We start from the raw sequence: 16,166 nt of genomic DNA on the forward strand, positions 1-16,166 counted from the left end.
AGCTGGCTAAGTTTGGGATAACGGGCGAAGATTTGGGTCTTTTTACTAACTTAAGGATGGCTTGATAATGAGCAAGTTAGAAAGCATGCGTACATCCGGGCAGGGGTGTAAAGGCTTGCTTCGCTCACCATCAACCCCTGCGGTCGTTGGGTGGAAATACAATAAGTGCTTGCGGGGGGGGTCTGTGCGACAGGCCGTACGTCCCACAGAGGTCGGGGTTTGGCTTCCATTTCCAGCTTTCGGTCGACAAGCCGAACGCCCCGGTTAGGCAGGTTAGACAAAGCGGTTTTTGTTACGTTGTTTACTATTTCGCCCGTGTACGGGTTGCATAAACGGATGTAAAATCTCTTCGATAAAGGACAGCTTTTCATCTAACTTGAGGACGATGTTCATTCGGTTCTATCCACCTAAACCCTTTCTCGCAAGCTTTATAAAAGGCTATCAAATTGTGCATGTCCAGACTCCCGCTGGCTTGTCTTTGCCAACGCATCCATTTCCTCCTCATGCGGTACAGAACCTATCGTTCTATCCACGCAATCCAATCGAAGTCTTTCATTACGGCACCCGTCAGACAGCCACCGCGCCCAGTTGCGTCATTGTTGGTCCACAGCTTTCGCGAGTTGGCCTGACGATGGGACCAGACCTATTAATCATTGCTACCTTTTTTGAACCCGGTGGCTTACACCGACTGCTCGGTATTCCCATGTATGAACTCCTGGATCAAGCCTTAGATGCCTCTCTGCTTTGGAACGCCCAGATTCGCCAAGTCGATCAACAACTGCGAGAAACGACCAACTACAATCAGATGCAGCAGATTGTCGAAGCTTTTTTAGTCCGTCGACTACAGCAAAAACAGGTCGAGAAGCACCCTATTGATGCGACATTCCAGATGTTGGAAGATCCAACTCGTCCCGTATCTTTGGATTATCTGGCAAGTCAAGCCTGTCTAAGCCCTCGACAGTTTGAGCGAAAATTCTATGAGCGCTTGGGGCTGGGTCTCAAAACCTTCACGCGACAGGTGCGCTTTAGCAAAGCCGTTCGCTTAAAAGAACAGCATCCAGACATGGACTGGTTGGAGGTGGCTCTGTGCTGTGGTTACTATGATCTGTCCCATATGCGTCGGGACTTTACCGAGTTTGCGGACGCTACCCCAACCCTTCTCTTGCAGCAAGAAACCCATACGATCGTTCGGCCTTACACGTCCCACAATTTTTAGTGACAAGCATGTCGTTTTTGTACCCCTATTAGCTGTCGGAACCGGGTAGGTTTGTACTAATCAAACCTCGATCAAGTATGAAACATCTGCTAATAGTTTCTATGTATGTTCTTTTGGCAACCAAGCTGTTTGCCCAAAACAACATAACCGATGAAGCGGCCATTAAACAGGTCATCCAGCAACAAGAAGCCGCCTGGAACAGGCATGATTGGGAAGCGTTCAGCGGTTATTTTACGGATGATGGGACGTTGATAAATTTTGTGGGGCAATTTTGGAAAGGCAGGAATGACATCATTGAGCATTTCAAGCTTCTGGGTGATTGTTGCCTGTCCCCTACTTCTTTAAAGTTTGAATTTAAGAGTACCAGGTTTCTTACGCCAAACATTGCCGTGGTATATATTGAAGAAACACTTATAGCTGATAGAGACTATGATGTGCCATTCCGCCACTATAAAAAAGGAGAAACAGATTACAAGATGGTGACAGATGTTTTTGTTAAGGTAAATAATGAATGGAAAATAAGTACCGCACAGCTTACGCTTATTAACCAAATGATTTCACCTCATAATTCATCCAACAAACATTAATTGACAAAATAAAGCACGAATGTACAGCGGAAAGTGCGTTGTTGTCCGCTTTGCGTGGGCGTTTCCGCTGACAAGAAGCGCGTCCCGAAGGAAAGTTTTCAGCCCAACCGAGAAAGGGTAAAAAGGTGGCAAGCGTCTCGTATTCAGCTGATTAACTTGTTCACCATCAGCCCTTTCGGGCGTTGGGTGCGGGTTCATAAATTGGCTTTCATGTCGGCGTTTTGGTCGACAGGTTGCAGGCCGCAGAGGTCAGGTTTTTGCTCGTTCGGCGGGTTGCGGTTGACACGAGAATCAACTTGACAGTCAGCGTTTTGGTTTGCGGGGCAGCGTTCGTGTGACAAGCAGCGCGTTCCGACAGGACGGAGTAATTACAGTAGCATTTAATAAGATTAGTAGCACCATCTTAATGTCATTTGTATAATGGGTAAGTATAGTCGCATAGAAAGAGAAAGGAAATTCTTAATAAGTAGGGATAGCGTAGTTTTGGATGTGCTTCCGCTAAAGCTCATTCTTGACAATTATATTGTCAACTCTACTCTTCGACTAAGAAAAATGTCCGATCAATCAGAAACTATTTATAAGTTTACTCAAAAAATCCAAACTGATATTTTCGGGCAATGTGTGATAACAAATATTTATTTAAGTGAGTCAGAATATAATATGTTCCAAAATTTGGATTCTTGGCAGTTAACGAAAACAAGATATTATTACAGGACAGAGTATTTGACAATAGCAATTGATGACTTTAATGAAGACAATCTTCTCGCAGAAATTGAATTTCATAACGATCAAGAAATGAACGACTTTATTATGCCCATTCCTTTTATAGAAGAAGTTACGAACCAATTATGTTTTACAGGTTGGGAGCTTTCTCAGAAATATGGCAAGCGATCAACGGCGATATTTGACATTTAAAGAAGAAAGTACGTTGTTTTCCGCTCCGCGCTTTTCACCTATCTGGCGACAGGTTACTCGCCCCCGAAGGAAGGCGTTCAGCCCAACCTGCCGTGTGTAAATGTCTCCCTTCGGTCGTCATCGACATACGGGGTCGTTGGGTATCACATTCGCGTGGCAGTTCGACACACAGCGGAGATCAGTGTATCAGGCTTCATCCACACTCGCCAAACGTAAACTTACGACCCGGCGGTGCGCTTCGAGCGATTCGGCTTCGGCTATGGCCTCCACCACCGGGCCAAGCAGCCCCACCCGTCGGGTGTGATGTGTCGCACAGTTCTGATTGAGTATCAGCATGGCCATAAGACGGAGAAGGTAGTGGTGGCGTAAAGCGGGCAGTCTCGCTTTTATTGTCAAATTAGGTTTAAGGAATTTATTTCTTATATCAACAGGTCACGACTTTACGTCGTGACCTGTTGATATAAGAGTCCTCTTTTCTAAATCTTAACCACCAACGTGATGGCAACCGACTACAACGCAATTGCAAAAGAGTATCAGGCATCGAAATTGTTACCCTGGCGAAATTATGTTGAGTCGCACACATTCTTTGAGTTGGCAGGAGACCTGGCCGACCTGGATGTCCTTGATTTAGCTTGCGGAGAGGGTTTCTATACCCGGCAAATCAAGTATAGAGGGGCTGCTCAGGTTATAGGAGTTGATATTTCGGCTGGGATGATCCAGCTCGCGCGGGAGGCCGAAGCCACTTCGCAACTCGGACTCAAGTATCATTGCGAGGATGTTTTGTTGCTCAATCTCGATAAGAAATTCGACCTTATCTGTGCCAGCTACCTACTTAACTACGCCCGAACATCTGACGAACTTTATCAGATGAGCCTGGTTATTGTCAACCATTTGAAACCCGGCGGTCGTTTCATTACCATCAACAGCAATCCCAATTACCGAGGTATTACTGCGATTATGTTTCCGTATGGCTTCACCCGCGAAAACGACAGTTATGAGGAAGGGGCCGCCATTACATACCGCTTTTATCAGTCTGATGCATCACACATTGCCGTTACCAATTACCACCTCGAAAAATCTACCCATGAAACGGCTTTGCAATCGGCGGGTCTTTCCCAGATTCAGTGGCATTCGGTAAAGGTTTCCCCTGAAGGAATTGAGCGGCACGGAACGGACTATTGGTCAGCCATTTTAAGTTGGCAACCTATTATCGGGCTTTCGTGTATTCGGGCAAAGGTTTAAGAAATGCGCTACTCGGCTAACCTCATTTATTGGATGTTTTGCTCATCCGTTTTGGTTCCGCAGAATCCGCATTACACAGCAATTTCCTGACAGTCAACTTTTTGCGTCGGCTTATCAGTTCTCGGCGACAGGCCGCACGTCCTCGAAGGAGAGTTTTCAGCCCAACGAGGGTGAGGACGGTCCAGGGCCGCCCGTGTGGGCCGCTGCCGTGTAAAGGTCGAAAGTACGTGCGTTCAATCGAGTAACTCGCTCACCATCAGACCTCACAGGCGTTGGGTGGCCCGTCCAATCAGTTGCTTCCATTTCGGCGTTTCGGTCGACAGGCGGCACGTTCCAGAAGTCAGGTAGGTTTGACTTTTTTAATTCATAATAATCAGGGCAAACGCTCCATTTATTTAATACAAAATACAAATTTTATTTAAACCATCAATCCGTTTCATTATGCGTAAAAACTACATCATGTTAGGTTTGGCCCTTGCTGCCGGAGCTTATCTTTATGAAGTGCTAATTAATCTTTACGACAAAGTACCGTTTGTTGAAGCCCTAATAGCGGTGAATTGGGGCCGCATAATTTTCATTGGCCTGTTTGGTGCCGTAGTTGCGCGTTTCTTGCCAAGTCGTTCATCATAGTGTTTCGCTCTGCGCGGGCGGGCTTCCCGTCTACAGGAAGCCCGTTCCAAAGGCAAGCGGGCAGCTCAACTTAAACAAGTGTGTGAAGGTGCAGATACCAAGTAGCCTGCTCGCCATCAACACCTGTGGGAGTTATGTGCTTATAATCAGCGGTTTGACAGTGCGAGTAAGGGTGGTTAGCTTATCATGGGAAGAGAAACACAATTTGGCGCTGAAGCGGAAGAAGTCGTAGTTTTAATGGACAATGCGCAACGGCAACACAAAAAAACGGGGAACGTAGCCGTAGCCACGTTCCCCGGTGCATATTATCACTACCTAACGCCTTACTTACCGGAGCCTGTGCTGGCACCATTCGACATTTTACCCAGGATTTCGCGCGACACTTTCAGGTGCGCTTTAACCAGCGGGTGAGCCGTTTGTGCTACGGTTTTGAGATTACTGTCCGACGCGTTGCTTTTGACTTTACTCATCACCGCATCGAGTTTCTCGTGCCCTTTCACGCCACTTTCAGCAATGTACATCCGGTCGAACGACATACCCGTTACCGACTGCATCTTGGCAATGTTGGTCTGGGTCTCTGGGTCGGGGGTGCTGGGCAGCGTAATACCTTTTGCCTGGGCAATTTCTTTCAGCTTCGCCGACAGACCCGTTTGCTCCTCAACTTCGGCCTGCGCCAATTGACGCACTTCTTCATTGCTGGCCTTCTGAACGGCCACTTTGCTGAGTTCGAGCTGCATCATGCCGCCTTTGGCTACTTCCATCATCAGAGCCTGGTCGGCACTCGACAGTTTGGCGCTGGTAGGTATGATAGCAGCCACCTCGGCAGCGCCTTTTTTGTTCAGGCGATCAAACTCCGACTTACTTTCCTTACCGACCATGCCCGTTGAGCCAGTGGCTGGCATGGTACTGTTTTGCTGGGCGAACGAGATGCCCGTTGCCGACAGGGCGATGAACAACCCCAGGGCCATTGCTACTTTTTTCATGACGTTGTGCTCTTGTTTGTACTTACTATTAGTCTATTTTTAGTCGTAACGGGTTGACCAGACGAACTGTTTTCAAAAAGTCTATGGAGTAAGTAGTACTATTAAAAAAAGGTACAACGAGTTATCGAATGGCCAATGCAACCGGCCAACTACGGTCACTACCGGATCAGCATGATAGCCGCCATAATCTCAATGCCTTCCCACAGATACTGTACCTTCATGTTCTCGTTTTCGGCGTGTTGGTTGTTATCATAGTTCACGACCGGCACCGACACAACGCTGGCGTTGAGCACTTTCTCGAACAGGTACAGCGGCAAACTTCCACCCGCCGAAGGCAGCAACACAACCGATTCGGGGCCGGTGGTTTGCACAGCCTTGATCACGTCCTGCGCAATGGGCAAATCCATCGGCGTCCGCTGCGCGTTGTAACCGGACTCAGCCTTTACCTTGATTAGTTTGGCGTATTGCTGCCGTTCGGCATCGGTCGGATCCCGGTCGAGAACGTGGTATCCCTGGGCGCGGATGTGGTCAGTGACGCGCTGGATTTGCCGGGCTACGTCGTTGCCGCGCACGAGCCTCAGATCCAGCACAGCCTCGGCTTTGGTGGGAATAATGTTGCCCGCCATCGCACCCACGTTGGCGCTCTGAATACCGTTGATGTTGAGTGTGGGGCGCATCAGTAATTCTAAAAACGAGGCCCCCTGACCATCGGGCTGCGCAATACCCAGTTCCTGTTTGAGAGCCGCTTCCACGTTCGGCACGGCGGCCATTGCCTGTTTTTCGCTGGCCGTCAGCGGCACCACGTCGTCGTAGTATCCCTTAACAAGCACCCGGTCGTTATCGTCTTTCATACTGGCCAGCAATCGGACTAAATTCAGTGCCGGATTGGGTGCCCAGTTCCCGTAGTTGCCGCTGTGGAGCGGGCGTTTGGGACCAAACACGGTCAGGTGCATATTCACGTCGCCCCGCACCCCGAACTGCACAACTTTCTTGCCCGACACGTGGCGCGGACCATCGGCAATGATCCACAAATCGCCAGCAAGTTTGTCGCGGTGCGCCTGGAAGATCTCGCCCAAGTGTGTTGAACCGACTTCCTCTTCACCTTCAAAGAAGAATTTTAGGTTTACGGCTGGGTTGATGCCGCTTTTTATCAGTGCGTCGTAGGCGTTCAGAATGGTCATCACCCCGGCTTTGTCGTCGGCGCTGCCCCGGCCGGTGAGTCGCCAGTTAGGGTCGATGGGGTCGCCGGATTTATAAGTCGTCACGATTTTACCGCCCTGCTCAATGGGGGCCGTAATGAACACCGGCACAAAGGGCTGTAACCCATCAGCCCACTGTTTAGGGTTCACCGGTTGCCCGTCGTAGTGGGCGTAGAAGATCAGCGTCTTTTTCGCATTTGGCACCCGCACTTCACCGAATACGGCTGGGGTAGTACCCGGTGTGGGACCATTGAGCAACTGAGCCGCGATGCCCCGCTGCTGCATCATCTGAACGATGAATGCCGCGTTTTTACGAATGTTGACCGAGTCAGCAGATACGTTCGGAATAGCCAGAAATTGCCGATACTCGTCCATTAACGCCGTTTCACGAGCCTGACGGTACTGCCGAACGCGTTGCTGAGCGGTCTGGGCGTTGATGGATGGCACAAAAAAAATTGTGCAGATGAGTAGCAGTAAACCAGTCTTCATAGGGTCAGCAGGTTGTCAGTGAGTTGTAAAGCGAAAAGATAATAGTGAAGACCGTTTCGGTAATGAACGCCAGGCACCGGCCCGTTACCGCTCAGCCACGCCTTTGCCCGCAACCTCCGGTGCCTTCGTCAGTTCGGCACCACTCCAGTTCAGTTTGGCCACTTTCCCCTGCGGGTTGAGCATAAACCCGACGGCATCGGTGCCGTTCCAGAAATCATCGTAGGTCAGCCGAAACGTATCGAAATGCCAGTGCGCAAGGTTCCCCATTACCGTATTATTCAGCGACACCCGCAGTTTACCGTTCTGCATAGTCACGTCCGCTTTGCCATAGAGCGGGTCAGCGTAAGAGCCGATGTAAGCGGTCAACGGCAACGATGGCTTGGTGTTGAGCACCCGCGTACTATCCGCTTTGCGCTCGGCGGCTTTCGCCCGTTGCTGTAGTTTGCCGTACAACTGCCGGAACTCCGTGCTCCAGTCGCGTTGCGCAGTACGATTATCAGTGTCTGGTTGAAACCCAAACTCATCGAATGCGCGGTACATTAGGGCATGACGCAGCTCGGCGTGGTCGAGGTTACCCTGCACATACACGGCTAACTTCTGGTCGGGTAGCTGACCGTGAATGGCAACCATCCCGGTCAGGCTACCGGTGTGAAAATTGACGCGGTGGCCCCGGTAATCGTGCTGAAACCAGCCTAAACCGTACGTTTTCCAGTTGGGTTTCGTCAACTGCTGGGTTGGGTAAAACTGACCATCGGGCACCATCGTCTGCGGCCGGAATAACTCAGCCCAGGTTGCGGGTTTCAACAGTGCTTTCGGTCCGGCGTCCCGGCCGTTGCCATACCGAGCCGTATCGAGCATACACTGCATCCAAGCCACCAGATCGTCGGGACATGACCACACCGAACCCGCCGGGCCAACGGCATCCACGGCTCCCTCTTCGGTCCGGCTGTTGACAACCCGAACCGTATCATTGATTATAATGTGCGGTTTGGCGCGGTTGGGGTCGGTTACGTCCCGGAACAGGGCCTGCGTCCGGCGCATGTTGAGCGGCTCGAAAATGCGCCGACGGATGAAGGTTTCCCACGGAAGACCACTTGCTTTTTCAATCACTTTCCCGGCCGCTGCGTACATAATGTTCTGGTAGATGAACCCGGCCCGCAGCGAATAGGCCGGTTTCAGCAGGCGCAACCGGTGCATTATTTCATCGGCCGAAATCTGCATGGACGTCCACAAAAAATCGGCGTTACCCAGACCGGCATTATGGGTGAGCAGATCGCGCACCCGCAGGTCACGCGTCACCGCCGGGTCGTAGAGTTGAAAGTCGGGCAGGTAATTCGTAACGGGGTCGTCCCAGCGAAGTTTCCCCTCGTCCACGAGCATACCGAGGCAGGCCGCCGTCATGGCTTTGGTTGTCGACGCCATCGCAAAAAGCGTCTGGCTATTGACCAGTTCGGGTTTCCCCAATCCGGGGCGGGTTAGTTCGCGAACGCCGTAGCCTTTTTTGAGCAACACCCGGCCATCTTTCACAACCGTAACGGTCAGGCCCGGCACCCGCCAGTCGCGGACGGCCTGCTGCACGTAGGCGTCGTAGCGGGCAACGGGATCACCAGTAACCTGTTTGTTTTGCGCTAATAGAAGTTGGATAGGTAGCGCACTGATAAACAGCGTAACAGCAAGTAGCGTCGATTTCATGACAGGGTAATTGTTGGCCCAAAATAGCAAAGGAAGCCAACAATATCACCACAAACGTCCTCTGAATGATGCATTCAGTTCGTTTGAGTAGCCACTGCGTAACATCACCTGTTTTAGTCTAACTTGGCACCCAGCCTGGCCCGGCGCTTTCTGCCGTCCAGAAGCGTCTATTCCTTCAAGATCAATGCAAACCCTCTCCCCTACTTCCACCCGCCCATCGCTCCGTCCACTGTTTGCCCTGCCCGTTATCGTTTCGGCGCTGGGCTTTTTCGTCGATGTGTATGACATGCTCATCTTCAGCATCGTGCGCGTACCAAGTCTGCAATCGCTGGGCCTGTCGGAAGCGGAGGTATCGCGGGCCGGAACGTTTATTCTGAACTGCCAGCAGGCCGGGCTGGTGGTGGGTGGTATTCTGTGGGGTGTGCTGGGCGACCGACGTGGGCGCATGTCAGTGCTGTTCGGTAGTATCATCACCTATTCGCTGACGAACATCGCCTGTGGGTTCGTGCAGGACGTGAACACCTACGCGGGGCTACGATTTGTGGCTGGGGTAGGTTTGTCGGGCGAGATTGGGGCGGCCATCGTGCTGGTTTCCGAGATTTTGCCCAAAGCTATTCGCGGCTACGGCTCGTCGATGATGGCGGGCATCGGCTACCTCGGCGCGGGTGTGGCTTACCTCACCGTCGAATATTTCAACTGGCGAACAGCGTTCTGGGTGGGGGGCGGCATGGGGCTGGCCTTGCTCCTACTGCGGGTGAGCGTGTTTGAGTCGGGCCTGTTCAGCCGAATGAAAACCGAACACCAAGCCGTTGGTCGGGGCAATTTCTCCTATTTCTTTAGCAGTTGGCCACAGACGATCAAGTATTTGCGCTTTGTGGCGGTGGGGTTGCCTACCTGGTTCATTGTTGGGATTCTGGCGACGTTCGCCAACGAGTTCGGGCAGGCGCTGGGCATTGCCGAAGTCGTGAAACCCGGCCGTTGCGTGATGATGATCTACGTGGGATTGGCCGGGGGCGATTTGCTGAGTGGACCGCTGAGTCAGTGGCTACGGTCGCGGCTGAAAACCATCATTAGTCTGTTCCTGTTCAGCCTGACGCTCAGTGCCGTCTACCTCTTCGGCGGCATTGGCACGGCGGGCGGCATCTACACGGTTTGTTTGCTGGCGGGATTCTGTACGGGCTACATCGCCATGTACCTGACGACCGTTGCCGAAAGTTACGGCACCAATCAGCGCAACACCGCCACCACCTCGGTGCCGAGTGTCGTGCGGGGTATGCTCATTCCGATGACGCTGTTTTTCCAGGCGCTCAAGCCAACCCTCGGCGCGTTGGTGGCGGCCGGGCTGTTAGGTGCGGTCGTCTACGGGTTAGCATTTTGGTCGCTCAGCCGAATGGACGAGACATTCGGAAAGGAGTTAGACTTTGTGGAGAAATGAGAGTTGATGCGACTATTTCTGCGAATGATTTTAGCCCGGTTTAGTCCCTATTTGAAGAAATAGTTGCTTTTTTACGGGCTAATCCTAACACTCTCTTTCGGCACGCAGCAATGAACCAACTTAACACAATTGACTACATTATTTTTCTCCTCTACTTTATCGGCGTTTCGTCCTACGGCTACTGGATTTACAAACAGAAACAAACGGTTAAGCTCGATACCAAGGATTTCTTTCTGGCCGAAGGATCGCTGACGTGGTGGGCCATTGGAGCCTCCATGATTGCCTCCAACATCTCGGCGGAGCAATTCATTGGCATGTCGGGCAACGGGTTCACCTTCGGAATCGCCGTGGCGGTGTACGAGTGGTTCGCGGCTCTCGCCCTCATTATCGTGGCCGTGTGGTTCATGCCTATTTACCTCAAGAACCACATCTACACCATGCCGCAGTTTTTGAAAACGCGGTATAACGAAACGGTTAGTTTGATCATGGCCATTTTCTGGCTATTCCTGTACGTATTCGTCAATTTAACATCCATTTTGTTTCTGGGAGCGTTGGCTATCAGCACTTTAGTTGGAGCCGATTCGTTTCACCCCATTGTTATTGGTCTCAGCCTGTTCGCCATCGTTATTACGCTGGGGGGCATGAAAGTGATTGGCTACACGGACGTAATTCAGGTGGCCGTGCTCATCATCGGCGGCTTAGTCACGTCCTACATTGGGCTTACCTTAGTCAGTCAGAAGTTTGGACTTGGCAACGATGTTCTGGCCGGCTTTTCGGCCATGATGGCCGATGCTGACGATCACTTCCACATGATTTTTGAGAAGCCCGGCCCCAACGCAACGCAGGTCGAGATTAACAAATATTTGACCCTGCCGGGCCTGGCGATGTATTTTGCCGGTATCTGGATTGTGAACCTGAACTACTGGGGCTGTAACCAGTACATCACCCAACGTGCGCTCGGTGCCGACCTGAAAACCGCCCGGACGGGGATTCTATTTGCCGCTCTGCTGAAAATTTTCATGCCGCTCATCGTGATGCTGCCGGGCATTGCGGCTTACGTGCTCTACAAAAACGGCAGTCTCCAGAACGAGATGGCACCGGGCGGCACCCTCCTCGCCGACAATGCCTATTCGGCAATTCTTTCCTTTTTGCCCAACGGTCTCAAGGGCTTGTCGATGGCCGCACTAACGGCCGCTATCGTGGCGTCATTGGCGGGCAAAGCCAACTCGATTTCAACGATTTTTACGCTCGACATTTACCAGAAATACATCAAAAAGGATGCCACCCAATCGCAGTTGGTGTGGGTAGGGCGGATCACCATATTTGCGGCCATGCTGCTGTCCATTGGCCTGACGTGGCAGGATGCGCTGGGGATTGGACAGGAAGGCGGTTTCACGTTTATTCAGAAGTACACAGGTTACCTTAGCCCCGGCATTTTCGCCGTGTTTATTCTGGGTTTCTTCTGGAAACGCACCACCGGGGCGGCTGCGGTAGCCGGTATTCTGGGCGGTTTTGCACTGGCTGTGCTGTTCAATAATTACGCGCCCAGTCTGTTTGGCAACGAAACACTGCTCTACACGGCTTTCCCCAATGGCAAAGGTGGCTTCGAGATTCCATTTTTGATTTGCATGGGCTGGTCGTTCGTATTTACGATCCTGCTGATGGTCGTGATGAGTCTGGTCGGACCAGCGATCAACCCGAAAGCCTTCGCTATTGATGCAAGCATGTTCCGTCTGGCACCATCGGCAACGGCCTTAACCGTTGTTATTTTACTGCTTATCACGGTGCTCTACGTCCGGTTCTGGTAAAGTGAGAACCGCTCATGCCAACTGCTAACCCCGCGCCCGTTTCCCTGCGTCCGCTGTTTGCGCTGCCCGTCATCGTAGCCGCGCTGGGCTACTTTGTGGACGTGTATGACCTGCTGCTGTTCAACATTGTGCGGGTGCCCAGCCTGAAGGACCTCGGCTTGTCCGAAGCCGACACCTCGCTGATTGGCGGGCGCATCCTCAATTTTCAGCAGGCGGGGCTGCTCATTGGCGGCATTTTTTGGGGTATTCTGGGCGACAAACGCGGGCGGTTATCGGTGCTGTTCGGCAGCATTGTCACTTATTCCTTAGCCAACATTGCCTGCGGTTTCGTGCGCGACCCGAACGTGTATGCCATGCTGCGATTTATAGCCGGACTGGGTCTGGCGGGTGAACTGGGAGCGGGCATCACGCTCGTCAGCGAAATTCTGCCCAAAGAACTGCGCGGTTACGGCTCCTCGCTGGTGGCCAGCGTGGGGCTGCTGGGTGCAGTGGTGGCTTACTTCACCGTCACGCTCTTCGACTGGCGCACGACCTACTTCATTGGGGGCGGACTGGGCTTGGGGCTGCTCGTGCTGCGGGTGAGTGTGCTGGAGTCGGGCATGTTTACACGGGTGCAGCAAACGGGCGTTATCCGGGGTAATTTCTGGGCTTTATTTCGGGGTCGGCAGCAGATTCTGCGTTATCTCCGATGCATGGGTATAGCGCTGCCTACCTACCTCGTTATTGGAATTCTGGCCACGTTCAGCAACGAATTTGGGAAAGCTGTGGGCGTTCGGGAAGCCATCCAGCCGGGCCGGGCCGTCATGTTCACCTATATTGGGGTCGTTGTTGGCGATCTGTTCAGTGGTATTCTCAGTCAGTGGCTGCAATCTCGTCGGAAAGCCATCGGCCTGATGGTTGGCCTAACCCTTTTTTTTGTCGCCATTTATTTGTTTAGTGGAATCACTTCAGCCCCTGTTTTTTATGCCGTTTGTCTGGCAATGGGCTTCAGCATTGGCTATATTGCCATGTTCCTGACCGTTACGGCCGAAAGCTTCGGCACCAACCTTCGCGCTACGGCTACAACGTCGGTTGCCAACAATGTCCGGGCTACCACACTGCTGACCATCCCGATGTTTCAGGTCCTGAAACCAGCCATTGGTGTGCTGGGCGCGGGTGCGGTGGTAGCACTTGTTTGCTTCGGTCTCAGTTTCTGGTCGCTGGCGACGATAGAAGAAACATTCGGCAAGGAACTGGACTATGTGGAATGAGTCGAAAATTTTTTACTCTGATATTTACCACACTGTAATTTAAGTTTTCTTCACTCAACACTTATTTTTCATGGAGCACTGCATTGTTTACTTCAGTTCCTGGACTGAGCCTTTTCGGGAAGAAGACTTATCGTCTGTTGTGGAGCAAAGTCGACAGAACAACGATAAGACCGGCATTACGGGTGTTATGCTCTACGTTCGGGGCAATGTCATTCAGGTACTGGAAGGTGAAAAAGAAGCGATTGACACCCTATATCAGCGAATTGAACGGGATCAACGGCATACGAAAATTATTCCGGTGCTGAACCGTCCAATCGCTCAGCGTCTGTTTGCTGCCTGGAGTATGGGCTACGAGACAATTACCACGCGTCAGTTAGAGGAAATTAAAATGATTGTCAATTTAGACAACGACAGAACATCAAGCGCCCCGTCGGGTGACCATATCATTTTGAAAACAATCAAAGTTTTTTACGAGAGCAATCGCTACAACTGATGGTATTCAGTCAATACTAAATCGAATGCGAACGTCTGATTGGCCAGTTGTCCTGTGCTTTTACGAAATAAGTGGGCTAGTCGCGGACAAGCTAAACGCCCCCTACTATGTAACTTTTCATTCATATATTACGCTTTACTAATTCATAGTTATTCATAAATGTTCAATCGTTTATTTATTGTATATCTTCATTTGAGATATTAATATTGAATACACTTTCCATTATTAATCAGGTGGCTGTTTTAACCGAAGTTTTTACGGTAATCAATTACCCATAAGTAGAGTGACTCTCCCCAATTTCTAAGATCAAATTCTTATCGATCAATGATTTATCACTAAAAAGTCGTAGTTGCTCATCTGTATAAATTCCGCAATTGATTAACGGGTCAAGCATTTTTACTACTCCAGAAAATGACCTTTTAATTAACATGATCTCCGTTTAGTAAATATAGATTTTCTATTTCTGACGTACGGCTACATTTGCTCAGGTGACACAACAGCATACAAAGCCTTATCAAGGGGCTGACTGTGCGTTCTGGTGCCGAGTTTAACCTCCTTCCTCTCTTAAATCATGAAAAAATTACTCCTCGCCGTCTGCCTCGCGGTGGTCTGCCTGCTGTCGGTTCAGTTTTACTCGCTAACCAGCCAGCCCAGCCAGCAACCGACCATTCCCACCGACCGGTTTCCTGATTACGGCTTCTTAGATCCCGCTTACTCAGGCCCGGTGTTCAAGCTTAGTCAGGATTTTCCGAAAACGCTGCCTGCCGGACCAAAACCCGCCTTCTTCCAAATTGATTTCCGCAAAGACTGGAAAAAATACATGCTCCAGGTTCGGGATTATTGCTTTGAAGGCAATACCAGCGTTGACTTTCGGGTCGAAAACAATTCGGTCAGGCGGTGGTATCACATGCCCTGGCAGCACTGGGACCCCAATGGGCAGGGTCGGGAAGGTATTCACGGACTCACGAAGGAAGCACCCGTCAAACCCCGCCAGTTAGCGCCTACGCAAACAATAGATTCGTCGGGCGCGTGGGCGGTTGGGTTCTACAACGATATAGGCGGATACACCATCGGGCAGGTCTGGAAAGATCATTACAATCCCGATGCTTCCATTACGTCAGGCCCCAAAGGAGGTTTTAAACAGGGTGCGGTCTTGTTCAAGCTCCTATACGCGTCGATACCGCAGGATCAGGCAGCCGCCCAGGTTCCTTCTCTGACAAACGGGCTGTGGTGGGATGCTTACGTATCTACAAATTTTAGTTCGCAGACCCGGACCACGACGAAAGTCGCCCTGATTCAGATGGACATTTTAATCCGTGACGAGCGGGCGCCCACGAAATGGATTGCCGGTACGTTTCAGTACAATGGCCAACTTAATAAAGCCAATAAGTGGGAGAATCTGGTTCCCCTCGGCCTGATGTGGGGGGAAGACCCGCAGGAAACGGCGAGCACGTTTACCAACGCTACGCCGACCGTCACTAAAATTAACCCTGCCCTAAAAGAAACGGTCATTAACCCAGATGCGACTGAATTACCCGCTACTCACTTAGGCTGGAATGGGCGGTTGAACGGCCCGGTCGACAATCCGCAGAGTTCCTGCTTCAGTTGCCACGCCACGGCTCAGTATCCGCAGGCTTCGCCCATCAGCCCGCTCTTTAGTGCCGCAACGAGCAAGTTCAAGCCGGGGTCCAAAGAGTGGATGATCTGGTTTCAGAATTACCAGTGCGCTACGGTGTTTGCGGGCATCAACGACCCTAAGCAATTAGCCGGGGTTAAATCGACCGATTTCAGCCTTCAACTGGCAGCCGCGCTGCAAAACTTCGACACCTGGAAATTGGCCCAGAACGGTTTGTTTGCCGTCGAACACGTCGATGCTACGGCCAAAAGATCAGTAGTCTTACTGACTAAATCAGGTAAGCCTGGCTTCAAAAACACGCCGGTTTACACCATCCGCCGAAACTTATAAGCAACGGCGCTACCGTCAGCATCTGATCATCCTACGCTGTTTTGGGTAAGCTGACGCAGTTCTATGGCAGTCGATTGGTTGTTTGCACGGTGGATCGCCGAAACGGATTTCTCCAGCTCTTCAGTTTTTAACCGACTCTTCCCGGTTCGCGTTGCACGGCACCCGTGTCGCCGGGGCTATCATGGCCACTGAATCCGGCAAATAAGAAACGAATACCGATTTAAGAATCTCAGAGAAACAGCTTTTGTATTCGGTCTAAAC

Annotated in this window: 13 protein-coding genes and 1 pseudogene; 10 read left to right on the top strand and 4 right to left on the bottom strand. The window is 51.2% G+C overall.

From position 1 onward, the window contains the following. The first annotated feature begins 385 nt into the window (after positions 1–385). The 3 genes from ACYVHB_RS28475 to ACYVHB_RS28485 all read left to right on the top strand — a co-directional run bounded on the left by ACYVHB_RS28475 (position 386) and on the right by ACYVHB_RS28485 (position 2,718). Positions 386–1,216: a helix-turn-helix domain-containing protein gene (locus ACYVHB_RS28475; RefSeq protein ID WP_461055296.1), complete on the top strand. Its 831-nt coding sequence runs from the start codon at positions 386–388 to the stop codon at positions 1,214–1,216. 77 nt (positions 1,217–1,293) lie between these two features. Beyond that, on the top strand, positions 1,294–1,803 hold the full coding sequence (locus ACYVHB_RS28480; protein ID WP_461055297.1) for an SgcJ/EcaC family oxidoreductase: 510 nt from the start codon (positions 1,294–1,296) through the stop codon (positions 1,801–1,803). Positions 1,804–2,355: 552 nt separating this feature from the next. Continuing rightward, on the top strand, positions 2,356–2,718 hold the full coding sequence (locus ACYVHB_RS28485) for a CYTH domain-containing protein (protein ID WP_461055298.1): 363 nt from the start codon (positions 2,356–2,358) through the stop codon (positions 2,716–2,718). A gap of 186 nt (positions 2,719–2,904) precedes the next feature. Here ACYVHB_RS28485 and ACYVHB_RS28490 read toward each other — a convergent pair. After that, positions 2,905–3,035: pseudogene (locus ACYVHB_RS28490) on the bottom strand (histidinol dehydrogenase); the annotation flags it as partial. 181 nt (positions 3,036–3,216) lie between these two features. Here ACYVHB_RS28490 and ACYVHB_RS28495 point away from each other — a divergent pair. Together ACYVHB_RS28495 and ACYVHB_RS28500 are read left to right on the top strand one after the other, a co-directional pair. Next, positions 3,217–3,960 carry a class I SAM-dependent methyltransferase gene (locus tag ACYVHB_RS28495; RefSeq protein WP_461055299.1) on the top strand — a complete coding sequence of 248 codons (744 nt, stop codon included), beginning with the start codon at positions 3,217–3,219 and terminating at the stop codon, positions 3,958–3,960. Between the two features lie 441 nt (positions 3,961–4,401). Then, positions 4,402–4,590 carry a hypothetical protein gene (locus ACYVHB_RS28500; protein WP_461055300.1) on the top strand — a complete coding sequence of 63 codons (189 nt, stop codon included), beginning with the start codon at positions 4,402–4,404 and terminating at the stop codon, positions 4,588–4,590. A 323-nt stretch (positions 4,591–4,913) separates the two neighbouring features. Here the strand turns inward: ACYVHB_RS28500 and ACYVHB_RS28505 are convergent, their stop codons facing one another. From ACYVHB_RS28505 to ACYVHB_RS28515, 3 genes are all read right to left on the bottom strand, one after another. Further along, the gene (locus ACYVHB_RS28505; RefSeq protein WP_461055301.1) at positions 4,914–5,573 is read right to left on the bottom strand and encodes a DUF4142 domain-containing protein; all 660 of its coding nucleotides are present in this window, start codon (positions 5,571–5,573) and stop codon (positions 4,914–4,916) included. Positions 5,574–5,731: 158 nt separating this feature from the next. Then, entirely contained in the window at positions 5,732–7,261 is a 1,530-nt protein-coding gene (locus tag ACYVHB_RS28510; protein WP_461055302.1) for a M20/M25/M40 family metallo-hydrolase, read from the bottom strand. Between the two features lie 84 nt (positions 7,262–7,345). Beyond that, a complete protein-coding gene (locus ACYVHB_RS28515; RefSeq protein ID WP_461055303.1) occupies positions 7,346–8,953 on the bottom strand; it encodes a serine hydrolase in 1,608 nt (535 codons plus the stop codon). 184 nt (positions 8,954–9,137) lie between these two features. Between ACYVHB_RS28515 and ACYVHB_RS28520 the strand changes: the two genes are divergently transcribed. The 5 genes from ACYVHB_RS28520 (at position 9,138) to ACYVHB_RS28540 (ending at position 15,905) form a co-directional block, all read left to right on the top strand. Beyond that, a complete protein-coding gene (locus ACYVHB_RS28520) occupies positions 9,138–10,388 on the top strand; it encodes an MFS transporter (RefSeq protein WP_461055304.1) in 1,251 nt (416 codons plus the stop codon). Between the two features lie 110 nt (positions 10,389–10,498). Continuing rightward, complete coding sequence (locus ACYVHB_RS28525) at positions 10,499–12,196, top strand: sodium:solute symporter family transporter (RefSeq protein WP_461055305.1); 1,698 nt, start codon at positions 10,499–10,501, stop codon at positions 12,194–12,196. 14 nt (positions 12,197–12,210) lie between these two features. Beyond that, entirely contained in the window at positions 12,211–13,446 is a 1,236-nt protein-coding gene (locus ACYVHB_RS28530) for an MFS transporter (RefSeq protein ID WP_461055306.1), read from the top strand. Positions 13,447–13,516: 70 nt separating this feature from the next. After that, a complete protein-coding gene (locus ACYVHB_RS28535; protein ID WP_461055307.1) occupies positions 13,517–13,939 on the top strand; it encodes a BLUF domain-containing protein in 423 nt (140 codons plus the stop codon). A gap of 571 nt (positions 13,940–14,510) precedes the next feature. Further along, positions 14,511–15,905 (top strand): hypothetical protein, encoded by a 1,395-nt coding sequence (locus ACYVHB_RS28540; protein ID WP_461055308.1) that lies wholly within the window; start codon positions 14,511–14,513, stop codon positions 15,903–15,905. Positions 15,906–16,166: the final 261 nt, after the last annotated feature.

This window comes from Spirosoma arcticum, from assembly GCF_054779955.1.